At 70.3% G+C, this 18,099-nt stretch carries 17 protein-coding genes and 1 pseudogene; 9 read left to right on the top strand and 9 right to left on the bottom strand.

Annotated elements, in window-relative coordinates:
* Positions 1 to 29: 29 nt before the first annotated feature.
* Complete coding sequence (locus ACFYWJ_RS04170; RefSeq protein ID WP_355280994.1) at positions 30 to 464, top strand: SRPBCC family protein; 435 nt, start codon at positions 30 to 32, stop codon at positions 462 to 464.
* Between the two features lies 1 nt (position 465).
* Here ACFYWJ_RS04170 and ACFYWJ_RS04165 read toward each other — a convergent pair whose 3' ends face one another.
* Genes ACFYWJ_RS04165 through ACFYWJ_RS04155 form a run of 3 tightly spaced genes read right to left on the bottom strand, consistent with a single transcriptional unit; the run spans position 466 to position 2,254 of the window.
* A complete protein-coding gene (locus ACFYWJ_RS04165) occupies positions 466 to 816 on the bottom strand; it encodes a VOC family protein (RefSeq protein WP_355280993.1) in 351 nt (116 codons plus the stop codon).
* Positions 813 to 1,643 (bottom strand): MerR family transcriptional regulator, encoded by an 831-nt coding sequence (locus ACFYWJ_RS04160; RefSeq protein WP_355280992.1) that lies wholly within the window; start codon positions 1,641 to 1,643, stop codon positions 813 to 815. Before ACFYWJ_RS04160 ends, ACFYWJ_RS04165 begins: the two co-directional genes overlap by 4 nt.
* 44 nt (positions 1,644 to 1,687) lie before the next feature.
* Positions 1,688 to 2,254 (bottom strand): hypothetical protein, encoded by a 567-nt coding sequence (locus ACFYWJ_RS04155; protein WP_355280990.1) that lies wholly within the window; start codon positions 2,252 to 2,254, stop codon positions 1,688 to 1,690.
* A gap of 251 nt (positions 2,255 to 2,505) precedes the next feature.
* Here ACFYWJ_RS04155 and ACFYWJ_RS04150 point away from each other — a divergent pair, with 251 nt between their 5' ends.
* Entirely contained in the window at positions 2,506 to 2,823 is a 318-nt protein-coding gene (locus tag ACFYWJ_RS04150) for a YbaB/EbfC family nucleoid-associated protein (protein ID WP_378825692.1), read from the top strand.
* On the top strand, positions 2,823 to 3,431 hold the full coding sequence (recR, locus tag ACFYWJ_RS04145; protein ID WP_019044526.1) for a recombination mediator RecR: 609 nt from the start codon (positions 2,823 to 2,825) through the stop codon (positions 3,429 to 3,431). The genes ACFYWJ_RS04150 and recR overlap by 1 nt, the downstream gene beginning before the upstream one ends.
* Here recR and ACFYWJ_RS04140 read toward each other — a convergent pair.
* Entirely contained in the window at positions 3,428 to 4,069 is a 642-nt protein-coding gene (locus ACFYWJ_RS04140) for a hypothetical protein (RefSeq protein WP_355280988.1), read from the bottom strand. The two genes, recR and ACFYWJ_RS04140, sit on opposite strands and share 4 nt — an antisense overlap.
* 147 nt (positions 4,070 to 4,216) lie before the next feature.
* On the opposite strand from ACFYWJ_RS04140, the pseudogene ACFYWJ_RS04135 reads away from it, so the two are divergent.
* The 6 genes and pseudogenes from ACFYWJ_RS04135 to ACFYWJ_RS04110 all read left to right on the top strand — a co-directional run.
* Positions 4,217 to 4,402 (top strand): annotated as a pseudogene (locus ACFYWJ_RS04135) (transglutaminase N-terminal domain-containing protein); the annotation flags it as partial.
* Positions 4,403 to 4,612: 210 nt separating this feature from the next.
* Complete coding sequence (locus tag ACFYWJ_RS04130; protein ID WP_387161402.1) at positions 4,613 to 8,257, top strand: transglutaminase family protein; 3,645 nt, start codon at positions 4,613 to 4,615, stop codon at positions 8,255 to 8,257.
* Positions 8,258 to 8,284: 27 nt separating this feature from the next.
* The gene (locus tag ACFYWJ_RS04125; protein ID WP_387160799.1) at positions 8,285 to 11,434 is read left to right on the top strand and encodes a circularly permuted type 2 ATP-grasp protein; all 3,150 of its coding nucleotides are present in this window, start codon (positions 8,285 to 8,287) and stop codon (positions 11,432 to 11,434) included.
* A complete protein-coding gene (locus tag ACFYWJ_RS04120) occupies positions 11,431 to 12,327 on the top strand; it encodes a transglutaminase family protein (RefSeq protein WP_355280986.1) in 897 nt (298 codons plus the stop codon). The genes ACFYWJ_RS04125 and ACFYWJ_RS04120 overlap by 4 nt, the downstream gene beginning before the upstream one ends.
* Before the next feature lie 4 nt (positions 12,328 to 12,331).
* Positions 12,332 to 13,396 carry a putative zinc-binding metallopeptidase gene (locus ACFYWJ_RS04115; protein WP_355280985.1) on the top strand — a complete coding sequence of 355 codons (1,065 nt, stop codon included), beginning with the start codon at positions 12,332 to 12,334 and terminating at the stop codon, positions 13,394 to 13,396.
* 103 nt (positions 13,397 to 13,499) lie between these two features.
* Entirely contained in the window at positions 13,500 to 14,384 is an 885-nt protein-coding gene (locus ACFYWJ_RS04110) for a bile acid:sodium symporter family protein (protein ID WP_355280984.1), read from the top strand.
* Between the two features lie 3 nt (positions 14,385 to 14,387).
* On the opposite strand, the gene ACFYWJ_RS04105 is transcribed toward ACFYWJ_RS04110, so the two are convergent.
* The 5 genes from ACFYWJ_RS04105 to ACFYWJ_RS04085 form a co-directional block, all read right to left on the bottom strand.
* Positions 14,388 to 15,164, bottom strand: coding sequence for an ABC transporter ATP-binding protein (locus ACFYWJ_RS04105; RefSeq protein WP_355280983.1), 777 nt, complete (start codon positions 15,162 to 15,164; stop codon positions 14,388 to 14,390).
* Complete coding sequence (locus tag ACFYWJ_RS04100) at positions 15,161 to 16,222, bottom strand: glycine betaine ABC transporter substrate-binding protein (RefSeq protein ID WP_355280981.1); 1,062 nt, start codon at positions 16,220 to 16,222, stop codon at positions 15,161 to 15,163. The genes ACFYWJ_RS04105 and ACFYWJ_RS04100 overlap by 4 nt, the downstream gene beginning before the upstream one ends.
* A complete protein-coding gene (locus ACFYWJ_RS04095) occupies positions 16,219 to 17,103 on the bottom strand; it encodes an ABC transporter permease (protein ID WP_387160796.1) in 885 nt (294 codons plus the stop codon). Before ACFYWJ_RS04095 ends, ACFYWJ_RS04100 begins: the two co-directional genes overlap by 4 nt.
* A gap of 136 nt (positions 17,104 to 17,239) precedes the next feature.
* On the bottom strand, positions 17,240 to 17,599 hold the full coding sequence (locus tag ACFYWJ_RS04090) for a hypothetical protein (RefSeq protein ID WP_355280979.1): 360 nt from the start codon (positions 17,597 to 17,599) through the stop codon (positions 17,240 to 17,242).
* On the bottom strand, positions 17,596 to 18,063 hold the full coding sequence (locus tag ACFYWJ_RS04085) for a hypothetical protein (protein WP_355280977.1): 468 nt from the start codon (positions 18,061 to 18,063) through the stop codon (positions 17,596 to 17,598). The genes ACFYWJ_RS04090 and ACFYWJ_RS04085 overlap by 4 nt, the downstream gene beginning before the upstream one ends.
* Positions 18,064 to 18,099: the final 36 nt, after the last annotated feature.

Here is an 18,099-nt window from a genome sequence, read left to right as displayed (position 1 = left end):
GATATCGCACCCCCGACAAGGAGTCAACAGTGGGACAGGTCAGCGCCAGCAGTTCGATCGTCGTCGCCGCGGATCCGCAGCGCACGCTCGAAGCGATCGGCGACTACGAGACGATCCGCCCGCGCATCCTCTCCTCGCACTACCGCGACTACAAGGTCGTCGAGGGCGGCAAGGGCGCGGGCACCGTGGTGGAGTGGACGCTGCAGGCGACCGAGAAGCGCTCGCGCAACGTGCGCGCGAGCGTCACCGTGTCGGACTCGATCCTCACCGAGCGCGACGCCAACTCCTCGATGGTCAACACCTGGACCGTCACCCCGGACGGCGCGGGCGCCCAGGTCACACTCCGCACCACCTGGACCGGCGCCGGCGGCGTCTCGGGCATCTTCGAGGGCATCTTCGCCCCCCTCGGCCTGAAGAAGATCCAGGCCGAGGTGCTGGCCAACCTGGCCCGCGAACTGGCCTAGTTCACTCCTTGCCGATGTCGAAGAGGTTTCCTTCGGGATCGGCGAGGGTGACCCACTGCTGGCCGTACTCGTCGAAGTCGCCGACGTGCTTGGCACCCAGGCTGATCGCGCGCTCGACGTAGTTACGCCATTCGACGGAGTGGAAGTCCAGGTGCACGACGTTCTTGCCCGGCGTCTTGTCCGGCACCTGGACGAACATCAGCACGGGCGAGGCGCCCGAGGTCTGGCCGACGGTGGCGAAGGCGGCCGAGGCCTCCGGGTCGACGGGGCGGTCGAGCAGCTGGGCGTAGAACTGCGCCAGCGCGCTCGCGTCGTCGCAGTCGAACGTGACGTTGCCGAGGGCGAGAGTCATCGGGTTTCTCCTTCGGTGATCGGCCAGCACACTTCGGTGCGATAGTCGGCCGGGTTATCGGTGATGTCCGGTCCGACGAGATAGCGCTCGCGGACCGGTTCGTCGGGAAGAACGGTGTCGTGCTCGGCGACGTGGCTGCCGAGCGCGCCGTAGGTGCGGTCGAAGTCCTCGAACGCGCCTGTGTGCACGGCGATGGCGAAGCGGCGGGCCGGGAACTCGGTGATCGCGAGCCCGTCGGGTGCGACCAGCTCCGTGCCGGGCGGCAGCGGCACATACGCGGTGACCGCCCCGGCCGCCTCGGTGAAGAACTCGGTCGAATAGGTCGCGCCCGCGACCCCGCCCGGCGTCACGCCCGCGGCGAGCAGGCTCACGTAGAGCTGCTCGAACGCGGTGCCGCACCACGGCGCGATCGCGTCGCGGTCGACCGATTCGGTGCGGGTGAGCGCGGTGAACGCGGGCTCGACCCGGTAGTCCACCCGCAGCGGCGGCGCGGGCACGGTGAGCAGCGCGCGCAGCGAGGCGACCACGTCGCGGGTCCGCTGTAATTCGGCTTCCATCCTGGTCAGATGGGCACGCAGGGTGGCGTCGCGGTCGGCGGGTTCGGCCGCGGCGAGCACGGTGCGGATATCGGGCAGCGGCATGTCGAGATTGCGCAGCCTGCGGATCAGGTGCGCGGTCTCGACCTGGTCGGTGGAGTACCGGCGATAGCCGGTGCCCGCGTCCACCGCGACCGGGGCCAGCAGCTCGATCTCGTGGTAGTAGCGCAGCGTCTTGACGCTCAGATGGGTGAGGCGGGCGAACTCGCCGATCGCCACGGTGGCTGTCATGAGATCAGCCAACACCCTCCAGCCGGGGGAGGGTCAACAGCGACTCACGCGGGGGCGAGCACGAAGGCCGCCATCAGCGGCCAGTCGCCCTCCCGCCACCACGAGTAGCCGAACCAGACGCCCGGACTGATCTCGCGGATCTCGTCGTAGACCTGCGGTGTCGGCGACGGCGCGTAGTTCAGGGCCCAGGTCGGGCCGCCGTCGAGGATGGACGCCGCCCGGTAGACGTCGGCCGGGAAGGCCTCGATGCCCGCGCTGGTGACGCGATTGGTCAGGCTGCCGCCGTCGGGTCCGGTGCGGAACACCTTGCCGATCCACAGCGACGCCGCCATCGGTTCGAATTGCGGCGGGCGGGTCAGCCAGCCGTTGGTGACGCCGGTCGGCACCGCGCCCTCGCGCGCGTCGCGGTAGATCTGATCCTGCTGGGTGACGCTGCAGCGAAAACGCAGCGAATCCAGGGTCACCGCGGAATTGCCGGGGTCGACGACACAGCCGCGACCGTAGTCGGTGATCTCCGCGCCAGGGTCGGCCGACGCGGTCGCCGTGGGCAGAACGAGCAGGCCAACGGCGGAGAGCGTGGCGGTGATCAAGGACGCGCGAATGACACTCATCAGTTCTCCCTCGGATTGCTGAACCCTGTCCCGACCCAGGTTCGATCCTAGGCACGAGTCCCCGGGCGGGTCTCATCGCGGACAGGCAGCAATCAACCTGTTACCGAGCAGGTCACGGGTAACGGCCCGGTCGGTATGCGCCATCGCCGGGGCGGGTGTGGGAGTATCCCGGCGGCGCGTGAGGACTACGCTTGACGCGGACGAAACTTCTGAGAGGACGTGCTGTGCAACCCGATGGTGGTCAGTTCGATATGCAGGCCCTGCTCGCCCAAGCCCAGCAGATGCAGCAGGCCGTGATGCAGGCGCAGGCCGAGCTCGCCGAGTCCGAAGTGCAGGGTCAGGCCGGTGGCGGTCTGGTCGCGGCGACCATCAAGGTCAGCGGTGAGGTCACCGCGCTCACGATCGACCCGAAGGTCGTCGATCCGTCCGATGTCGACGGCCTGCAGGACCTGGTGATCGGCGCGATCAACGACGCCATGGCCAACGCGCAGAAGCTGGCCGCCGAGCGCCTCGGCCCGCTCTCGCAGGGACTCGGTGGCGGTTCGCTGCCCGGTCTGCCCGACTTCTGATGTATGAGGGTCCGGTCCAGGATCTGATCGACGAGCTGGGCAAGCTGCCCGGCGTCGGTCCGAAGAGCGCCCAGCGCATCGCCTTCCACCTGCTGCAGGTGGAGCCGCCGGAGATCGACCGGTTGCAGGCCGCGTTGCAGAAGGTGCGCGACGGCGTGCAGTTCTGTGTGTCGTGCGGCACCGTCGCCGACGGTGAGCTGTGCCGGATCTGTGCCGACCCGCGCCGCGACCGCACGATGATCTGCGTGGTCGAGGAACCCAAGGACGTGCAGGCGATCGAGCGCACCCGCGAGTTCCGTGGTCGCTACCACGTGCTCGGCGGTGCGCTCGATCCGCTCAGCGGCGTCGGCCCCGATCAGCTGCGGATCAGGGAACTGCTGACCCGCATCGGCAATCAGGACGACGGCGTCGACGTGAGCGAGGTGATCATCGCGACCGACCCGAACACCGAGGGCGAGGCGACGGCCACCTACCTGGTGCGCATGCTGCGCGATTTCCCCGGGCTCACCGTCACCCGGCTGGCCTCGGGCCTGCCGATGGGCGGCGACCTGGAGTTCGCCGACGAGCTGACGCTGGGCCGCGCGCTGTCGGGTCGGCGGGCGCTCTAGAACTCGACGCGGGTCCAGTCCACGCCCTTGCCCGCGGCGGGGTCCTCGGTGGTCCAGGCCCAGATGATGTCGGCGACCTGCGCCGGATCGTCGATCGTGGCGCCGAAGTGCTTGTCCGGGGACCCGTCGCGGTATTCCAGGGTGTAGGGGCCGCTCGGGTCGCGGTAGGTCTGGATGTAGCGCTGCTCGCCGCGCTCGACGATCAGGTACGGGTTCGGGTCGGCCAGTCCGGCGACCCAGCGCCGCGCCAGTTCCTCGGTGAGATACGGGAATTCGCCTGCGCCGCCGTGCGTGACGGCGATCGGCACGTGCCCGGCCGGGTCGATCAGCCAGGTCAGCTGCGGGTCGTAGACGGCGTAGCCGCGCGGGGTGGCCAGGTCGAAGAGCAGGTTGCGGACGAAGCCGATCGCGTCGTAGGGCGAGGGAACATAGAGCGTCGTCCCGTTCGCGCCGCCGACCGACTCGACGTTCAGGAACGAGTCGTCCACCGGTAGTTCGGCGTTGCGGGCGTTCAGTTCGGTCGCGATCTCGACGATCTCCGCGGACTCCGGCTGACCTTCCTGGGCAGCCAGGTACGCGTCCACCTCGTCGACGGAGGTGGCGACGCCGGACGGCAAGAGGATGTGGTCGTAGCTCACCCGGTCAGCCTACGGGTCGGTCGGTTCGTGCTGGTTCGGCAGCCTTTGGTGCGGCTGTGTTGCCTGCGGGTTTCGACCTGATGCCCGTCGGGAAACTCCGGTTTCGTCACGCCCCGCCGCGCGGGTGGTCTGTGGTCAACTGAGTGCATGGGCATCAAGGTGTCACTCGAGCACCGGACCGCGTACTCCTTCGACCGTCTCGTCGAGGTGCATCCGCACGAGGTGCGGTTGCGGCCGGCGCCGCATTCGCGGACACCGATCGAGGCGTACTCGCTGCAGGTGTCGCCGGCCGCGCACTACGTGAACTGGCAACAGGACGCGTTCGGCAATTTCGTTGCGCGGCTGGTGTTTCCGGAGCCGACCAAGGAGTTGTCGATCACCGTGGGGTTGATCGCCGATCTCGAGGTGGTCAACCCGTTCGACTTCTTCGTCGAGGACTACGCCGAGTACTTCCCGTTCGACTATCCCGCGGCGCTGGCCGCGGACCTGGAGCCGTACCTGCGCCCGGTCGACGAGGCGGAGCCCGGCTCGGGGCCGGGGGAGCTGCTGAAGGACTGGGTGCGGGTGCACCGGGCGCAGGGGCGGATCCGCTCGATCGACTACCTGGTCGAACTGAACTACGCGCTGCGCAACACCGTCGACTACACGGTGCGGATGGAGCCCGGCGTGCAGTCGCCCGATCACACGCTGCGCACCCGGCTCGGGTCCTGCCGGGACTCGGCCTGGCTGCTCGTCGGCATCCTGCGCGAACTCGGGCTGGCCGCGCGGTTCGTCTCCGGGTACCTGGTGCAGCTGACCTCGGATACGCCGTCGCTGGACGGGCCGTCGGGGCCGAGCGCCGACTTCACCGATCTGCACGCCTGGACCGAGGTGTACCTGCCGGGCGCCGGCTGGATCGGCATGGATCCCACCTCCGGACTGTTCGCCGGCGAAGGCCACATCCCGCTCGCCGCGACCCCGCATCCCGGCGCCGCCGCCCCGATCACCGGCGCGACCGGGATCACCGAGGCCACCCTCGAATTCAGCAATGTGGTGCGCCGGGTGCACGAGGACCCGCGAGTCACCCTGCCCTACACCGATTCCCAGTGGGAGCGGATCACCGCCTCCGGCGCCGCCATCGACAAGCGGATGGCGGCCGCCGACGTCGGCCTGACCATGGGCGGCGAACCCACCTTCGTCTCCATCGACGACCAGATGAGCGCCCAGTGGACCACCGACGCCGACGGCCCGCACAAACGCGAGCGCGCCGTCGACCTGGCCGACCGCCTGCGCGCGCTCTACGCCCCCACCGGCATCGTCCAATACCGCCAGGGCAAGTGGTACCCCGGAGAACCGTTGCCGCGCTGGGAGATCGCCATCGCCTGGCGCGCCGACGGCGAACCGATCTGGCGCCGCCAAGACCTCCTCGCCGACCCGTGGACCCCGGTCGCCCAGCGCGTGCTGTCGGCCCAACCCGCGCTCACCGACGTGGCCATCGTGCCGGTCGAGTCAGCGAACCCGGCGGAACCCGTCGAGACGGCCGAGTCTGCAGACTTGGTCGCGTCCGTCGACTCGGCTGTGTCTGCCGAGGCCGCCGAGCTGGCGGAGCCCGCCGAGCAGGCCGAGTCTGCTGAGGCGGTCGAAGCTGGCGGCCCGGTCGCGTCCATCGACTCCGCTGTGTCTGCCGAGACAATCGACCTCGCAGAGGTGGCGGAGTCTGCTGGCTTGGCCACCTCTGCCGAGCTGGCCGCGCCTGCCGACCTGCTCGAGTCTGCTGATGTGGCCGAGGCCGGAGGCGGGGCCGCGTCCGGTTCGGAGGCCGAGGCCGTGGGGCTTGCCGGGCTGGAGGAGCGACCCGCTCTCGCCGACTCGACCGCGCCCGCCGAGTTGATCGGTGCTGACGTGGCCGAGGTCGCTGACGTGACCGAGTCCGGGATCTCGGCGGAGGCTGTTGAGCTGGTCGAGGTGGCAGTCGAGGTCGGGAAGCCGGCCAAGGGGAAGAAGCAGACCGACAAGAAGCCGAAAGAGAAGAAGAAGGGGAAGCGGGCGCGGAAGAAGGCGGGGGTCAGGGCCGCTGATACGCAGCCGTTGAATGCGGCGGGAGTGCTGGTGGATCGGCAGCCCGCGGCCGATATCGATGCGGCGCGGCATCTGGTGGCCCGGATCGCGGACACGCTCGGACTGCCCGCCGCGCAGGTGCGGCCCGCCTTCGAGGACCCGCTGGCCCGGCTGGCGGCGACGGTGTCCGCGCCGTACGGTGATCCGCCGCCCGCCGATATCGACCCCGAGGAGGACTCGCCCGAGGTGCGGCAGCGGCTGGTGGAGAGCCTGGATCAGGCGGTGAACGAGCCTGCGGCCTTCGTGCTGCCGATTCATCGCCGGGCCGATGGCGCGGGCTGGGCGAGTGCCGACTGGCAGCTGCGGCGGGGTCGCGACGAGGACGGGCCGGGGCGCATCGTGCTCGCCGAGGGTGATTCGCCCGCGGGCCTGCGGCTGCCGATCGGTTCGGTGTCGTGGCTGTCGCCGCCGGTGCTGCCCGAGGCCGACCCGCTGTACCAGCGGCCGCTTGATCCGGAGCGGGTCGAACCGCCCGCGCAGGTGGAGCCCGCGCATTTCACGCCGACGACCGCGCTGGTCGCCGAGGTGCGCGCGGGCCGGTTGCACGTGTTCCTGCCGCCGGTCGGCGAATTGGCCGACTTCCTGGATCTGATCGCCCGGGTGGAATCCGCCGCCGTCGCGATCGGGCAGCCGGTGGTGCTGGAGGGCTACGCCCCGCCGAACGATCCACTGTTGCAAACGTTCTCGATCACCCCCGATCCGGGCGTGATCGAGGTGAACATCATGCCGACCAGTTCCTTCGCCGAACAGGCCGAGGTGCTGAACACCCTCTACGAGCAGGCCAGGCTGGCCCGGCTGAGCACCGAGTCGTTCGACGTGGACGGCACCCACGGCGGCACCGGCGGCGGCAACCACATCACCCTGGGCGGGGTGACACCCGCGCGCTCGCCGCTGCTGCGCAGGCCCGACCTGCTGGTGTCGATGCTGACCTACTGGCAGCGGCATCCGGCGCTGTCGTACCTGTTCGCGGGCCGTTTCGTCGGGCCGACCTCGCAGGCACCGCGCGCCGACGAGGGCCGCGAGGACTCGCTCTACGAACTCGAGATCGCCTTCGCCGAGATCGCCCGGCTCACCGCCGAACAGGCGCTCGGCGACGCCACCCCGGCCGAGATCCAATCCGCCCCTTGGCATATCGACCGCGCCCTGCGGCACCTGCTGACCGATCTCACCGGCAACACCCACCGCGCCGAGTTCTGCATCGACAAGCTCTACAGTCCCGATTCGGCGCGCGGCAGGCTCGGTCTGCTGGAACTGCGCGGTTTCGAGATGCCGCCGCATTTCCAGATGGCGATGGTGCAGTCGCTGCTGGTGCGCGGCCTGGTCGCGATGTTCTGGGACCAGCCGTACCGCGCGCCGCTGCTGCGCCACGGCGCCAACCTGCACGGCCGCTACCTGCTGCCGCACTTCCTGATGAGCGACATCGCCGAGGTCGCGGCCGATCTGCGCGCGCACGGCATCGACTTCGACACCAGCTGGCTCGACCCGTTCACCGAGTTCCGTTTCCCGCGGATCGGGACCGCGGTGATCGGCGATGTCGAACTGGAACTGCGCGGCGCGATCGAACCGTGGCTGACCCTCGGCGAGCAGACCACCGGGCAGGGCACGGCCCGCTACGTCGATTCCTCGGTGGAACGGTTGCAGGTGCGGGTGGTCGGCGCCGATCGCGGCCGGTACGTGGTGACCTGCAACGGCATGCCGGTGCCGCTGCTGACCACCGACAAGGCCGACGTGCAGGTCGCCGGCGTGCGCTATCGCGCCTGGCAGCCGCCGAACTCGCTGCACCCGTCCATCACCGTGGACGCGCCGCTGGTGTTCGACCTGGTCGACGCGGCGACCGGGCTCTCGCACGGTGGCTGCACCTATCACGTCGTGCACCCCGGCGGTCGCGCCTTCGACGACGCCCCCGTGAACGCGGTGGCGGCCCAGTCCCGGCGCAACCGCCGCTTCGAAGCGGCGGGACACACCGTGAATCCGATGGACCCGGCCGAACTCCGTGCGAAGATCGCGGCGCAGTCGACCGATGTCGGTGCACCGGGCATCCTGGATCTACGTCGCGCGCGAACCGTGTGGGGCGCGACCGGCGGCCGGTAGGCAACAACAGGAAGCGAGGTCGGCTCGGTGACACAGCGCGACGAGGCGCTACGGGACGGGAACCGGACGGCACCGGGCGCACGCGCGCAGGTCGCCGAGCAGTTCGCGCGGTACCGGGCCGAGAGCAAGGCGGGATCGCGCTTCGACGAGTGCGGTCGGCCCACCCATGCCTATTACGACGAACTGGTGGACGGTCGCGGGCGGGTGCGGTCGATGTGGTCGGAACTCTCGTCCGACTTCGTCGACCAGGGCACGGGCGGGCTCGGCCGGATCGATCTCCGGGTGCGCAGGCAGATCGAGGACGACGGCGTCACCTACACCGAGGTCGGCCTCGGTGACGACACGGCGACGCCGATGCCGTGGCGGCTCGATCCCATCCCGCTGCTGGTCTCGGCCGACGACTGGACCCGGCTGGAGAACGGTCTGGTGCAGCGCTCGCTGGTGCTCGACGAGGTGCTCACCGATGTGTACGGCCCACGCAGGCTGCTGAGTTCGGGGCTGCTGCCGCCGGAGATCGTCTTCGGCAACACCGGGTATGTGCGGGCGGCGCACGGCATCACGATCCCCGGCACGCATCAGCTGTTCCTGCACGCCTGCGACATCAGCCGCTGGAGCGACGGGCAGTTCCGGGTGCTGGCCGACTGGGCGCAGGCACCCTCGGGCGCCGGGTACGCGCTGGCCGATCGGCGCGTGGTCGCCTCGGCCATCCCCGAGGCGTTCGAGCACGCGGGCCCGCGCCCGCTCACCCCGTTCGCGCGGGCCATGCGGTTGATGCTCGAGGAAGCCGCGCCCGAACTGGCCGACGGCGAGGAGCCGGTGGTCGTGGTGCTGAGCCCCGGTTCGCACTCCGAGACCGCGTTCGACCAGGCCTATCTCGCGCAGACGCTGGGTTTCCCGCTGGTCGAGAGCGCCGACCTGGTGGTGCGCGACGGCGCGCTGTGGATGCGCTCGCTGGGCAGCCTGGAACGGGTCGACGTGGTGCTGCGCCGCGTCGACGCGGAGTTCTCCGATCCGCTGGACCTGCGGCCCGATTCGCGCCTCGGCGTGGTCGGGTTGGTCGAGGTGTTGCGCAGGGGCGCGGTGACGGTGGTCAACACGCTCGGCTCCGGGCTGCTGGAATCGCCCGCGCTGAGCGCGTTCCTGCCCCGGATCGCCCGCTCCGTCCTCGGCACCGACCTGCTGCTCGACGGCACGCCCGCCTACTGGGGCGGCGACGACACCGAGCGTGCGCATCTCGTCGCGCACGTCGGTGACCTGGTGATCCGGTCGGCGGTCGACGGGTCGACCATCTTCGGGCCCAGCCTGGCCGCCGCCGAGCGCGCCGAGCTCGCCGCCCGGATCGAGGCCGAGCGGTGGAAGTGGGTCGGTCAGGAACCCGCGGAGTTCTCGGTCGCGCCCGCCGTCGAAGGCGAGGCGGGATTGAAGCCGGCGCCGGTCGGGATGCGGTTGTTCTCGCTGGCCCGCCGTGGCGGCTACACCGCGATGTCGGGTGGGCTCGGCCAGCAGCGGATGCGGCTGGAGCCGACCCGCAGCGTGATCAAGGTGGCGGCCAAGGACGTCTGGGTGCGCGCCGCACCCGCGACCGCGCCCGCCGTCGGCGCCGAGACACCGCACGAGGAGCGGCTGCGTCGCGCCGTGCCGGTGGTCGAGGCGGTCAGCTCGCCCCGTGTGCTCAACGACCTGTTCTGGATGGGCCGCTACAGCGAGCGCGCCGAATCGGTCGTCCGCCTGCTCGCCGCGACCCACGACGTCTACCAGGACTACCGCTACCGGCCCTGGCTGGACGGCGCCGAGGCGCTGCCGATCCTGATGCGCGCGCTGTCGGTGACCACCGGCACCAACGCGCCGGAATCCGTGCTGCCCAATGGAACCGCGCCGGTCGGTGCGCTCGTCCGGGTGTCACCCCCGGCGGACGCGGGCGCTGACGGATCCACCGCGCCGGATTCCGCGGTGCGGGCGGCATCCGCCGCCGCGCCGACCGGCTCGGCCGACGGTGCCGCCACGGCCCAGGAAACCGACCGATCCGCCGAGCCGGGGACCGCCTCTCGGGCCCCGGCCGCTGACGGCGCTGCTCCGCCGCCGGAAACCGGGAAGCGGCGCCCGGCCGCGGACGACACCGGCGCTCCGGACCCGGGCGATGCGGAGGCAACGGAACCGGAATCCGGCGACCCGGAAGCCCCGTGGGAGCGCGCGGGCACCAGCGCGCTCGCCCGCGCCTTGCGCACCACCGGTACAGCCGCCGAGCGGACGGCGGAGCAGTCGGGAGACAACGAACCCGCCGTGCCGCGCACGCGACAGAAGCAGGGGCAGTTCACGACCCGGCCGATGGACGCCGCGGGCGGCGGTGGCGCGGGACGACGGACCGTCGCGGGCGCGTCCGCCGACGGCTTCGCGTACCTGTCCGCGCTCACCGGCGACCGGAACCTGCCGGGGTCGCTGTCCTATGCGGTCGACCACTACGGATCGGCCGCCCGCGCCGTGCGTGACCAGCTCTCCGCCGACACCTGGATGGTCATCGGCGCCGTCGATCGCGCGCTGGCCGAATTCCGGGCCGCCAGTACCGAAAAGGAGACCGCGCTCTCCTCGGTGCACGCGCTCGCGCTGGCCGCGCTGCTGTCGCTGTCGGGGATCGGCGCGGAGTCGATGGTGCGCGACACCGGCTGGTACGTCATGGACATCGGCAAGCGGATCGAACGCGGACTCGCGCTGACCTCGCTGCTCAATGCCGCACTGGCGCAGGCGAGGTCGCCGGAGGTGGAGCGGGTGGTCACCGACTCGGTGCTCGTCACCACCGAGTCGGCGGTGAGTTACCGCCGCCGCCACCGTGGTTCGGCGCATGTCGCCGCGCTGGCCGGATTGCTGCTGTTCGACGCGGGCAACCCGCGCTCGCTGGTGTACCAGCTCGATCGGCTGGAGGCCGACTTCCAGGCGCTGCCCGGCGGCGCGGGCGCCTCGCGTTCGCAGCGGCTGCTCGCCGACGCCCAGCGCATGCTGCGCCGCGTCGACCCGGCCGACCTCGAACAGACCGACGCCGAGGGTGTGCGGACCGAGCTGGTGGAACTGCTGGAGGGGGTGCACTTGCGGCTGCGCAAGCTGTCGGAGTCGTTCGAGACCACCAAACTCGCTGTGCCGGTGGGTATCCAGCCGCTGTGGGGCAATACCAGGATGGTCGGATGAGCAGGCGCTACCGGGTGGTGCACCGGACCACCTACAGCTATTCCGACGAGGTCACCAGTTCCTACGGCCGGGCCTATCTGACCCCGCGCGAATTCGCCGGTCAGCGGCAGCTCGAGCACGAGATCCACATCGACCCGGTGCCGTCGGACCGTTCGGTCGGCACCGATGTCTACGGGAACACGACCACGTATTTCCATGTGACATCGGAACATCGGACGCTCGAGGTCACCGGCGAATCGCTCGTCGACGTCGACGGCGAGCACCCGTCGACGACGCCGGGCGCCGACGTGCCGTGGGAGGCGGCCCGGCCGAGCACGGCCACCGGGCCGCTCGCGGTCGAGTTCACCCTCGACCTGCTGCCGCCCGAGATCACCCCGGAGGTCGCCGAGTACGCCGCGCAGAGCTTTCCGCCGGGCAGGCCGCTGCTCGAGGCTGTGACCGAGCTGAACACCCGGATCCACCAGGATTTCCGGTACCGCTCCGGCTCGACCACGGTGAGTACCAGCGTCGCCGACGTCTTCGTCGCGCGCGAGGGGGTCTGCCAGGACTTCGCCCGGATCGGCGCGGCCTGCCTGCGGTCGCGTGGCCTGGCCGCCCGCTACGTCTCGGGCTACCTCGCGACCGATCCGCCGCCGGGCAAGGAACGCATGGTCGGGGTGGACGCCACCCACGCCTGGGCGGCCGTCTGGCTGCCCGGGACCGACGAGACCGACCGCACCGGCCGCTGGATCGCCTTCGACCCCACCAACGACCAGTTCGCCGACGAGCGCTACGTGACCGTGGCGTGGGGGCGTGACTACCAGGATGTTCCGCCACTGCGTGGCATCATCTACACCGACGCCAAACAGTCCACGATCACGGTCTCGGTCGATGTTGCCCCGGTGGAGGTGTAATCCCTTGCGTGATTTCGTCTGCCCGAACTGTGGGCAGCAGCTGGCCTTCGAGAACTCGGTCTGCCTGTCGTGCTCGAGCCCGCTCGGCTTCAGCCTGCGGGAGCGCGCGCTGGTGGTGATCGGCGATCCGCCCGGTGACGCGGCGATCGATCACGCGGGCGGCGTCGTCGACGGCGACCGGTTCCGGCTGTGCGACAACCTGCATGTGGCGCAGTGCAACTGGCTGGTCTCCACGACCGACCGCAGCGCGGGGCCGATGCTGTGCGCCTCGTGCGCGCTCACCCGGACCAGGCCCAACGACGCCGACGCCGACGGCTTGGCGGCGTTCGCCGAGGCCGAGGCGGCCAAGCGCCGCCTGATCTTCGAACTGGTCGAGCTGGGTCTGCCGATCGTCGGCCGCGACGCCGATCCCACCCACGGCCTGGCCTTCGATCTGCTCTCCAGCCGCACCGACGGCGTGCTGACCGGGCACATCGACGGGGTCGTCACCCTGGATCTGGCCGAGGCGAACGACCCGCACCGCGAACAGCTGCGGATCGAGATGGCCGAGCCGTACCGCACCCTGCTCGGCCATTTCCGGCACGAGATCGGGCACTACTACTTCACCGTGCTGGTCGCCGACGACGAAGCGCTGCACCGATTCCGGGACCTGTTCGGCGACCCGTACGCCGACTACCAGGACGCGCTGAACCGGCACTACTCGCACGGTGCCCCGCCCGGCTGGGAGAGCGACTACGTGTCCTCCTACGCGACCATGCACGCCGCGGAGGACTGGGCCGAGACCTTCGCGCACTACCTGCACATCCGCGACACCCTCGACACCGCCGCCGCCTTCGGCTTCGCCCCGGCCGGCGCCACCCTCGATCGTCCGCAGGTCGGGCGCGCCGGTTTCGACAAGATCATCGAACTGTGGCTGCCGCTGGCCTGGTCGCTGAACATGGTCAACCGGTCGATGGGACACGACGACCTCTATCCGTTCGTGCTGCCCGATCATGTCCTGGAGAAGATGCGCTTCGTCCACGAGCTGTGTGAGCGCAGTGACTCCGCGGCTGCCCAGGTGGTCGCCTAGGGGTAGGCGATTTGCCCGATTTCGCTGCGATGTGAGTCACAGCTGACTACCCTCTCGGTTTGAGACTAGCGAGTCTCAAACTCGGTGCTCGATGAGGATGGCTATGAACTCACCGCTGATATCCGTCGGATTGCCGCTGGCCCTGGCCGTGGTCATGTTCGGCCTCGGCCTGTCGCTCACCACCGCCGACTTCACCCGGATCGCGAAGAGCCCGCGGGTGGTCGCCATCGCCCTGGCCTGTCAGCTGATCGCGCTGCCGGTCATCGCGTTCGGCCTGGTGCTGCTCTTCGATCTGGAGCCGATCCTGGCGGTCGGCATGATGCTGCTGGCCGCGTCGCCGGGCGGGACGACGGCGAACCTGTTCAGTCATCTGTTCCGCGGTGACGTCGCGCTCAACGTGTCGCTGACCGCGGTCAACTCCGTCATCGCCGTCGCCACCGTCCCGCTGGTGACCAACTTCGCGATCGACTACTTCGACCCGGCGGGCAGCGGCGACTCGGTCGGCCTGCAATTCGGCAAGGTGGTCCAGGTGTTCGCCATCGTGCTCGTCCCGGTGGGCATCGGCATGCTGGTGCGCCGCTGGGCGCCGGCGTTCGCCGAGCGGATGGACCGCCCGGTGCGGATCGGCTCGGCCGTCATCCTGCTGCTGGTGATCGTCGGTTCGCTGACCGCCGAATCCGAGGACTTCTCCACCCACTTCCCGAAGATCGGCGCGATCGCCGTGCTGTTCTGCGTGATCAGCCTGACCATCGGGTTCTTCGTGCCGCGACTGCTCGGTGCGACGGGCCGTCAGTCCATCGCCTGCTCGATGGAGGTCGGTGTGCACAACAGCACGATCGCCATCACCATCGCGCTCAGCGTCCTGGACAGCACCGAGATGGCGGTGCCCGCCGCGATCTACGGCATCCTGATGTTCCCGACCGCCGCCGTCTTCGGGTTCCTCATCACCCGCCGCCGCACCAGGACCGCGGTGGCCGCGGCCGAGTGAGGCTCAGGCGTGCGCCGCGTAGATGTGGCGGGCGAGTTCGTCACGGAGGGCGCCGAATTCCGGGTGCGCGCGGATATCGGCGAAGTCGGGGCCGACGTCGTCCTTGAAGGTGAGCGTCACGTCGTGGACCACGCGGCCGGGGCCCGCGCCCATCACCAGGACGCGGGTGCCGAGCAGCACCGCCTCCTCGATGCCGTGGGTGACGAACAGGACGGTCTTGCGGCGGTCGCGCCAGAGGGTGCGCAGCTCGCGTTGCAGACGTTCCCTGGTGAGGGCGTCGAGGGCGCCGAACGGCTCGTCCATCAGCACGATGCCCGGATCGTTCACCAGCACCCGGGCGATCTGGGCGCGCTGCTGCTGACCGCCGGACAGCTCGTAGGGCTTGCGCTCGGCGAGCTGGTCCAGGCCGACCAGCTCGAGCAGTCGATCGGCCTGCGCGCGGCGCGTCTTCCTGTCCACACCACGGACTTTCGGGCCGAACTCGACATTGCCGCGCACCGACAGCCAGGGGTACAGCGTGGCCTGCTGGAACACCACCCCGCGATCGGGGTCGGGGCCGTCGACCACCCGGCCGCCGACCCTGACCTCGCCCCCGCTGGGCGGGAGGAAGCCCGCCAGGATGTTCAGCAGCGTCGATTTGCCGCAGCCGGACGGGCCGACGACACAGACGAATTCGCCGGGCTCGATGGTGAGGTCGGTGGGCGCGAGCACCTCGACGTCACCCTCGGGACCGGGGTAGCGCTTGCTCACCCCGGTCAGCGTCACCCGCTCGGCGGTCACGAGGACGCGCCCGCCGCGGCCGTCGCCGAGATGCCGTCGCGGTACTGCTGCTCGCTGCCGACCGCGGCGATGCCGCCCTGGCTCAGCAGGAATCGCGCGGTGCCGGTGAGATCGTCGCCGAAGCCGCCGCCCAGGTAGCGCGGTCCGGCCTGCTCGGCGGCGGGCAGGTACTGATAGCCCGCCAGCTGGGGGACGACCTGGTCGGGCGCGATACCCAGCTGCGCGCCGAGGGAGACGGCGGCCTCGGCGGGCTGGGTCCGCAGCAGGCCCACCGCGTAGTCCTGCACCTTCGCCCAGGTCTTGGCGAAGGCGGCGTTGTCGGCCAGGAACTTGCGGCTCGCGAGCGCCACGTCGTAGGTCGGCGCGCCCGCGGCGGCGGTCTCGGCGCTGCTGGTGAGCACGGTGCCGCCCGCCGCCGTCAGCTTGGACAGGGTCGGGTCCCACACCCAGGCGGCGTCGATCTGATTGCCCTGCCACGCACCGGGAATCGCGTCGGGCTGCAGGTTGATCAGCTCCACCTGGCCGGTGAGTCCGGCCTTGTCGAGCGCGGCGAGCAGGCTGTAGTGCGAGGTGCTGCCGAACGGCGTCGCCACCTTCTTGCCGCGCAGCCCGGCCAGTGCCGTGATCGACTTGTCCTTCACCACCAGCGATTCCGACGTGCCGATGACATCGTGGATCCACACCACCTGCACCGGCAGGTTCAGCGGCGCCGACAGCGCCTTCGTCGCCGGGCTGGAGCCGAGCGTGCCGATATCGAGGCTGCCCGCGCCGAAGGCCTGCACCACGTCGGCGCCGGAGGCGAACTGGCTCCAGGTGATCTTCGCGTTCGGCAGGCACGCCTGCAGCAGATTCCGGTCCTTCACCAGCAGATCGGCATTGGGGATCGCCTGGAACCCGAGGCGAACGGTGCTGGTGACACCGGTATCGGCGGCGAACGGGCAGCTCGCCGCGGCCGAACCCGTGTCCTCACGACCGGATTCCACGCAGCCCGCGGTGACGGCGACGACAGCGGACAGCGCGACCGAGGTCGCGACGACCCCGCGCAGTGCGGATTTCATACTTTGCCTTTCCATGGGACGGCCTTGGTGCCGATGAAGACGATCGCCGCGTCGAGCAGCATGGCCGCCACGCCGATCACGATGATGCAGGCGATGGTGAGGGGCGTATTCAGTTGCGTGCCCGCGATATACGCGAGGCCGCCGATGCCGGGGATACCGTTGTTGAGTTCGGCGGCGACGACCGTGGTCCAGGCGAACGCGGTCGCGATGCGGATGCCGCTGATGACCGTTGGCAGCGTCGCTGGCAGCACGACGAGCGCGACCACCTGGGCGCGGCCGGCGCCGAGTGAGCGCGCGGCGTTCAGGTAGTCCCGCTTGACGCCGAGCACGCCGTCGAGGGTGGCGATGACGATCGGCGGGAACGCGGCCAGGAACAGCAGCCAGATCTTGGAGGTGTCACCGATGCCGAACCACACGATCAGCAGACCGATGTAGCCCAGCGGCGGCAGCGCGCGCAGGAAGTTCAGCACCGGTTCGGCCACCCAGCGCACCGGCGCGACCATCCCCATCACGAACCCCACCAGCGGACCGACCAGAATCGCCGCCCCGACCCCGACCGCGATCCGCTGCAGACTCGCCAGCAGATGCTCCCAGAGGAAATACCCCTGCTCCCCGATGACGACCCGATCCACCCCCTCGGCGATCCGATGCCGGGTATTGGCCCGCACGAACGCGTCCCACACCGCCCGCGGCGACGGCAGATACAGCGGATCAACCAGCCCCGCCGCCGTCACCACGGTCCACCCCGTCAGCACGAGGCCGACCGCGACCACCGCGGCCAACGCCCGCCGCCCCCGCCCGCGCCGCGGACGCGATCCGGCCGACGGCGCGGGCGTGGACCCGACCGCCCGCTCCTCCGTCGCCTCCGCCACTTCGGTCACGCCGACTCCTCCCACCAGGGTGTCGGCGGTGGATTCGGCGACACATGCGGGGTCTGACGCTATCGGCGCAGGTAGCGGCTCCGGGAGGGTAAAAGTCGAGCTGAGCCGAAGTCGGGTCGGTCGCCTGGCTCAGCGCTCAGTCGGTTTCCTTCGGATGGCCGGGCATACAGCGCTCGAGCAGTACCCGACCCGCCGTGCGGCTGCCCTTGGGCGCGTGGTCGACGAAGTACCAGAGCCGCCCGCCGTCGGTGAACTTGTACTGGAACCGCTCGAACGTGCGGCCCTGGTATCGGCCGTAGCGGAGGTCGGCCTTGAGCGGGTAGAGCCGGGCCGAGACGGTTTCGGGCTCGCGGGTGAGCTGGTCCCAGGCATCGACGATGGCGTTGCGCGCCGCTGCCAGGCAGTCGGTCCAGCCCTTCTGCGCCTGGCTGGTGATGAAGACGATCTCGAACTCGGCCCGTTTCAGCGGCCGCGGTACCTCCGAGCGGCGGCTCACTCCCCGGCCCCTGGAGCAGGTACTGCTTCAGGGTCATCCAGGTAGTGCAGGTCCGAACCGTCGACGCTGAGCGCCGGGTCGGCGTACGCGCGCGCCGTTTCCTTCCACGATTCGAGTGTGGTGCCGAGCCGGTCCACCCGGCCGACCGAGATCCCACCGCGCGCGATGGCGAGGAACTCGCCGACGAACTCGATCCGGGCCGACTCGGGTAGCAGCTCCAGCCAGGGGAAGACGACAGCCAGGCGCGCCACCATGCGTTCCAGCATCTCGTCGTCCATGGCGACAGTCAGCAACTGCATCAGGACGCCGAGCGCGTCGGACGCCGCCGCCTCGGCATCGGCACTCGACAGCCGGACCGGCGGAGCCGAGCGGCGAACGAGGATCACGTCCCCGTTCGCCTCCATCTCCTCGATGATCCGGTTCGGGTCACGCAGGAACTCGGACCAGGTGGCTGTCGCGCTCATGCGCCCAGATTATCAGAACTAGTTCAGATAACCCCG

The sequence above is a fragment of the Nocardia sp. NPDC003269 genome, assembly GCF_042888005.1.
In the GTDB taxonomy this organism is placed as follows: domain Bacteria; phylum Actinomycetota; class Actinomycetes; order Mycobacteriales; family Mycobacteriaceae; genus Nocardia.
This window is presented reverse-complemented; position numbering and strand designations above follow the sequence as displayed.

Bases quoted from the DNA above. Each gene is read 5' to 3' on its own strand.
- ACFYWJ_RS04165 (WP_355280993.1), bottom strand. From the start codon at position 816: ATGACTCTCGCCCTCGGCAACGTCACGTTCGACTGCGACGACGCGAGC.
- ACFYWJ_RS04160 (WP_355280992.1), bottom strand. From the start codon at position 1,643: ATGACAGCCACCGTGGCGATCGGCGAGTTCGCCCGCCTCACCCATCTG.
- ACFYWJ_RS04155 (WP_355280990.1), bottom strand. From the start codon at position 2,254: ATGAGTGTCATTCGCGCGTCCTTGATCACCGCCACGCTCTCCGCCGTT.
- ACFYWJ_RS04150 (WP_378825692.1), top strand. From the start codon at position 2,506: ATGCAGGCCCTGCTCGCCCAAGCCCAGCAGATGCAGCAGGCCGTGATG.
- recR (WP_019044526.1), top strand. From the start codon at position 2,823: ATGTATGAGGGTCCGGTCCAGGATCTGATCGACGAGCTGGGCAAGCTG.
- ACFYWJ_RS04120 (WP_355280986.1), top strand. From the start codon at position 11,431: ATGAGCAGGCGCTACCGGGTGGTGCACCGGACCACCTACAGCTATTCC.
- ACFYWJ_RS04110 (WP_355280984.1), top strand. From the start codon at position 13,500: ATGAACTCACCGCTGATATCCGTCGGATTGCCGCTGGCCCTGGCCGTG.
- ACFYWJ_RS04100 (WP_355280981.1), bottom strand. From the start codon at position 16,222: ATGAAATCCGCACTGCGCGGGGTCGTCGCGACCTCGGTCGCGCTGTCC.
- ACFYWJ_RS04085 (WP_355280977.1), bottom strand. From the start codon at position 18,063: ATGAGCGCGACAGCCACCTGGTCCGAGTTCCTGCGTGACCCGAACCGG.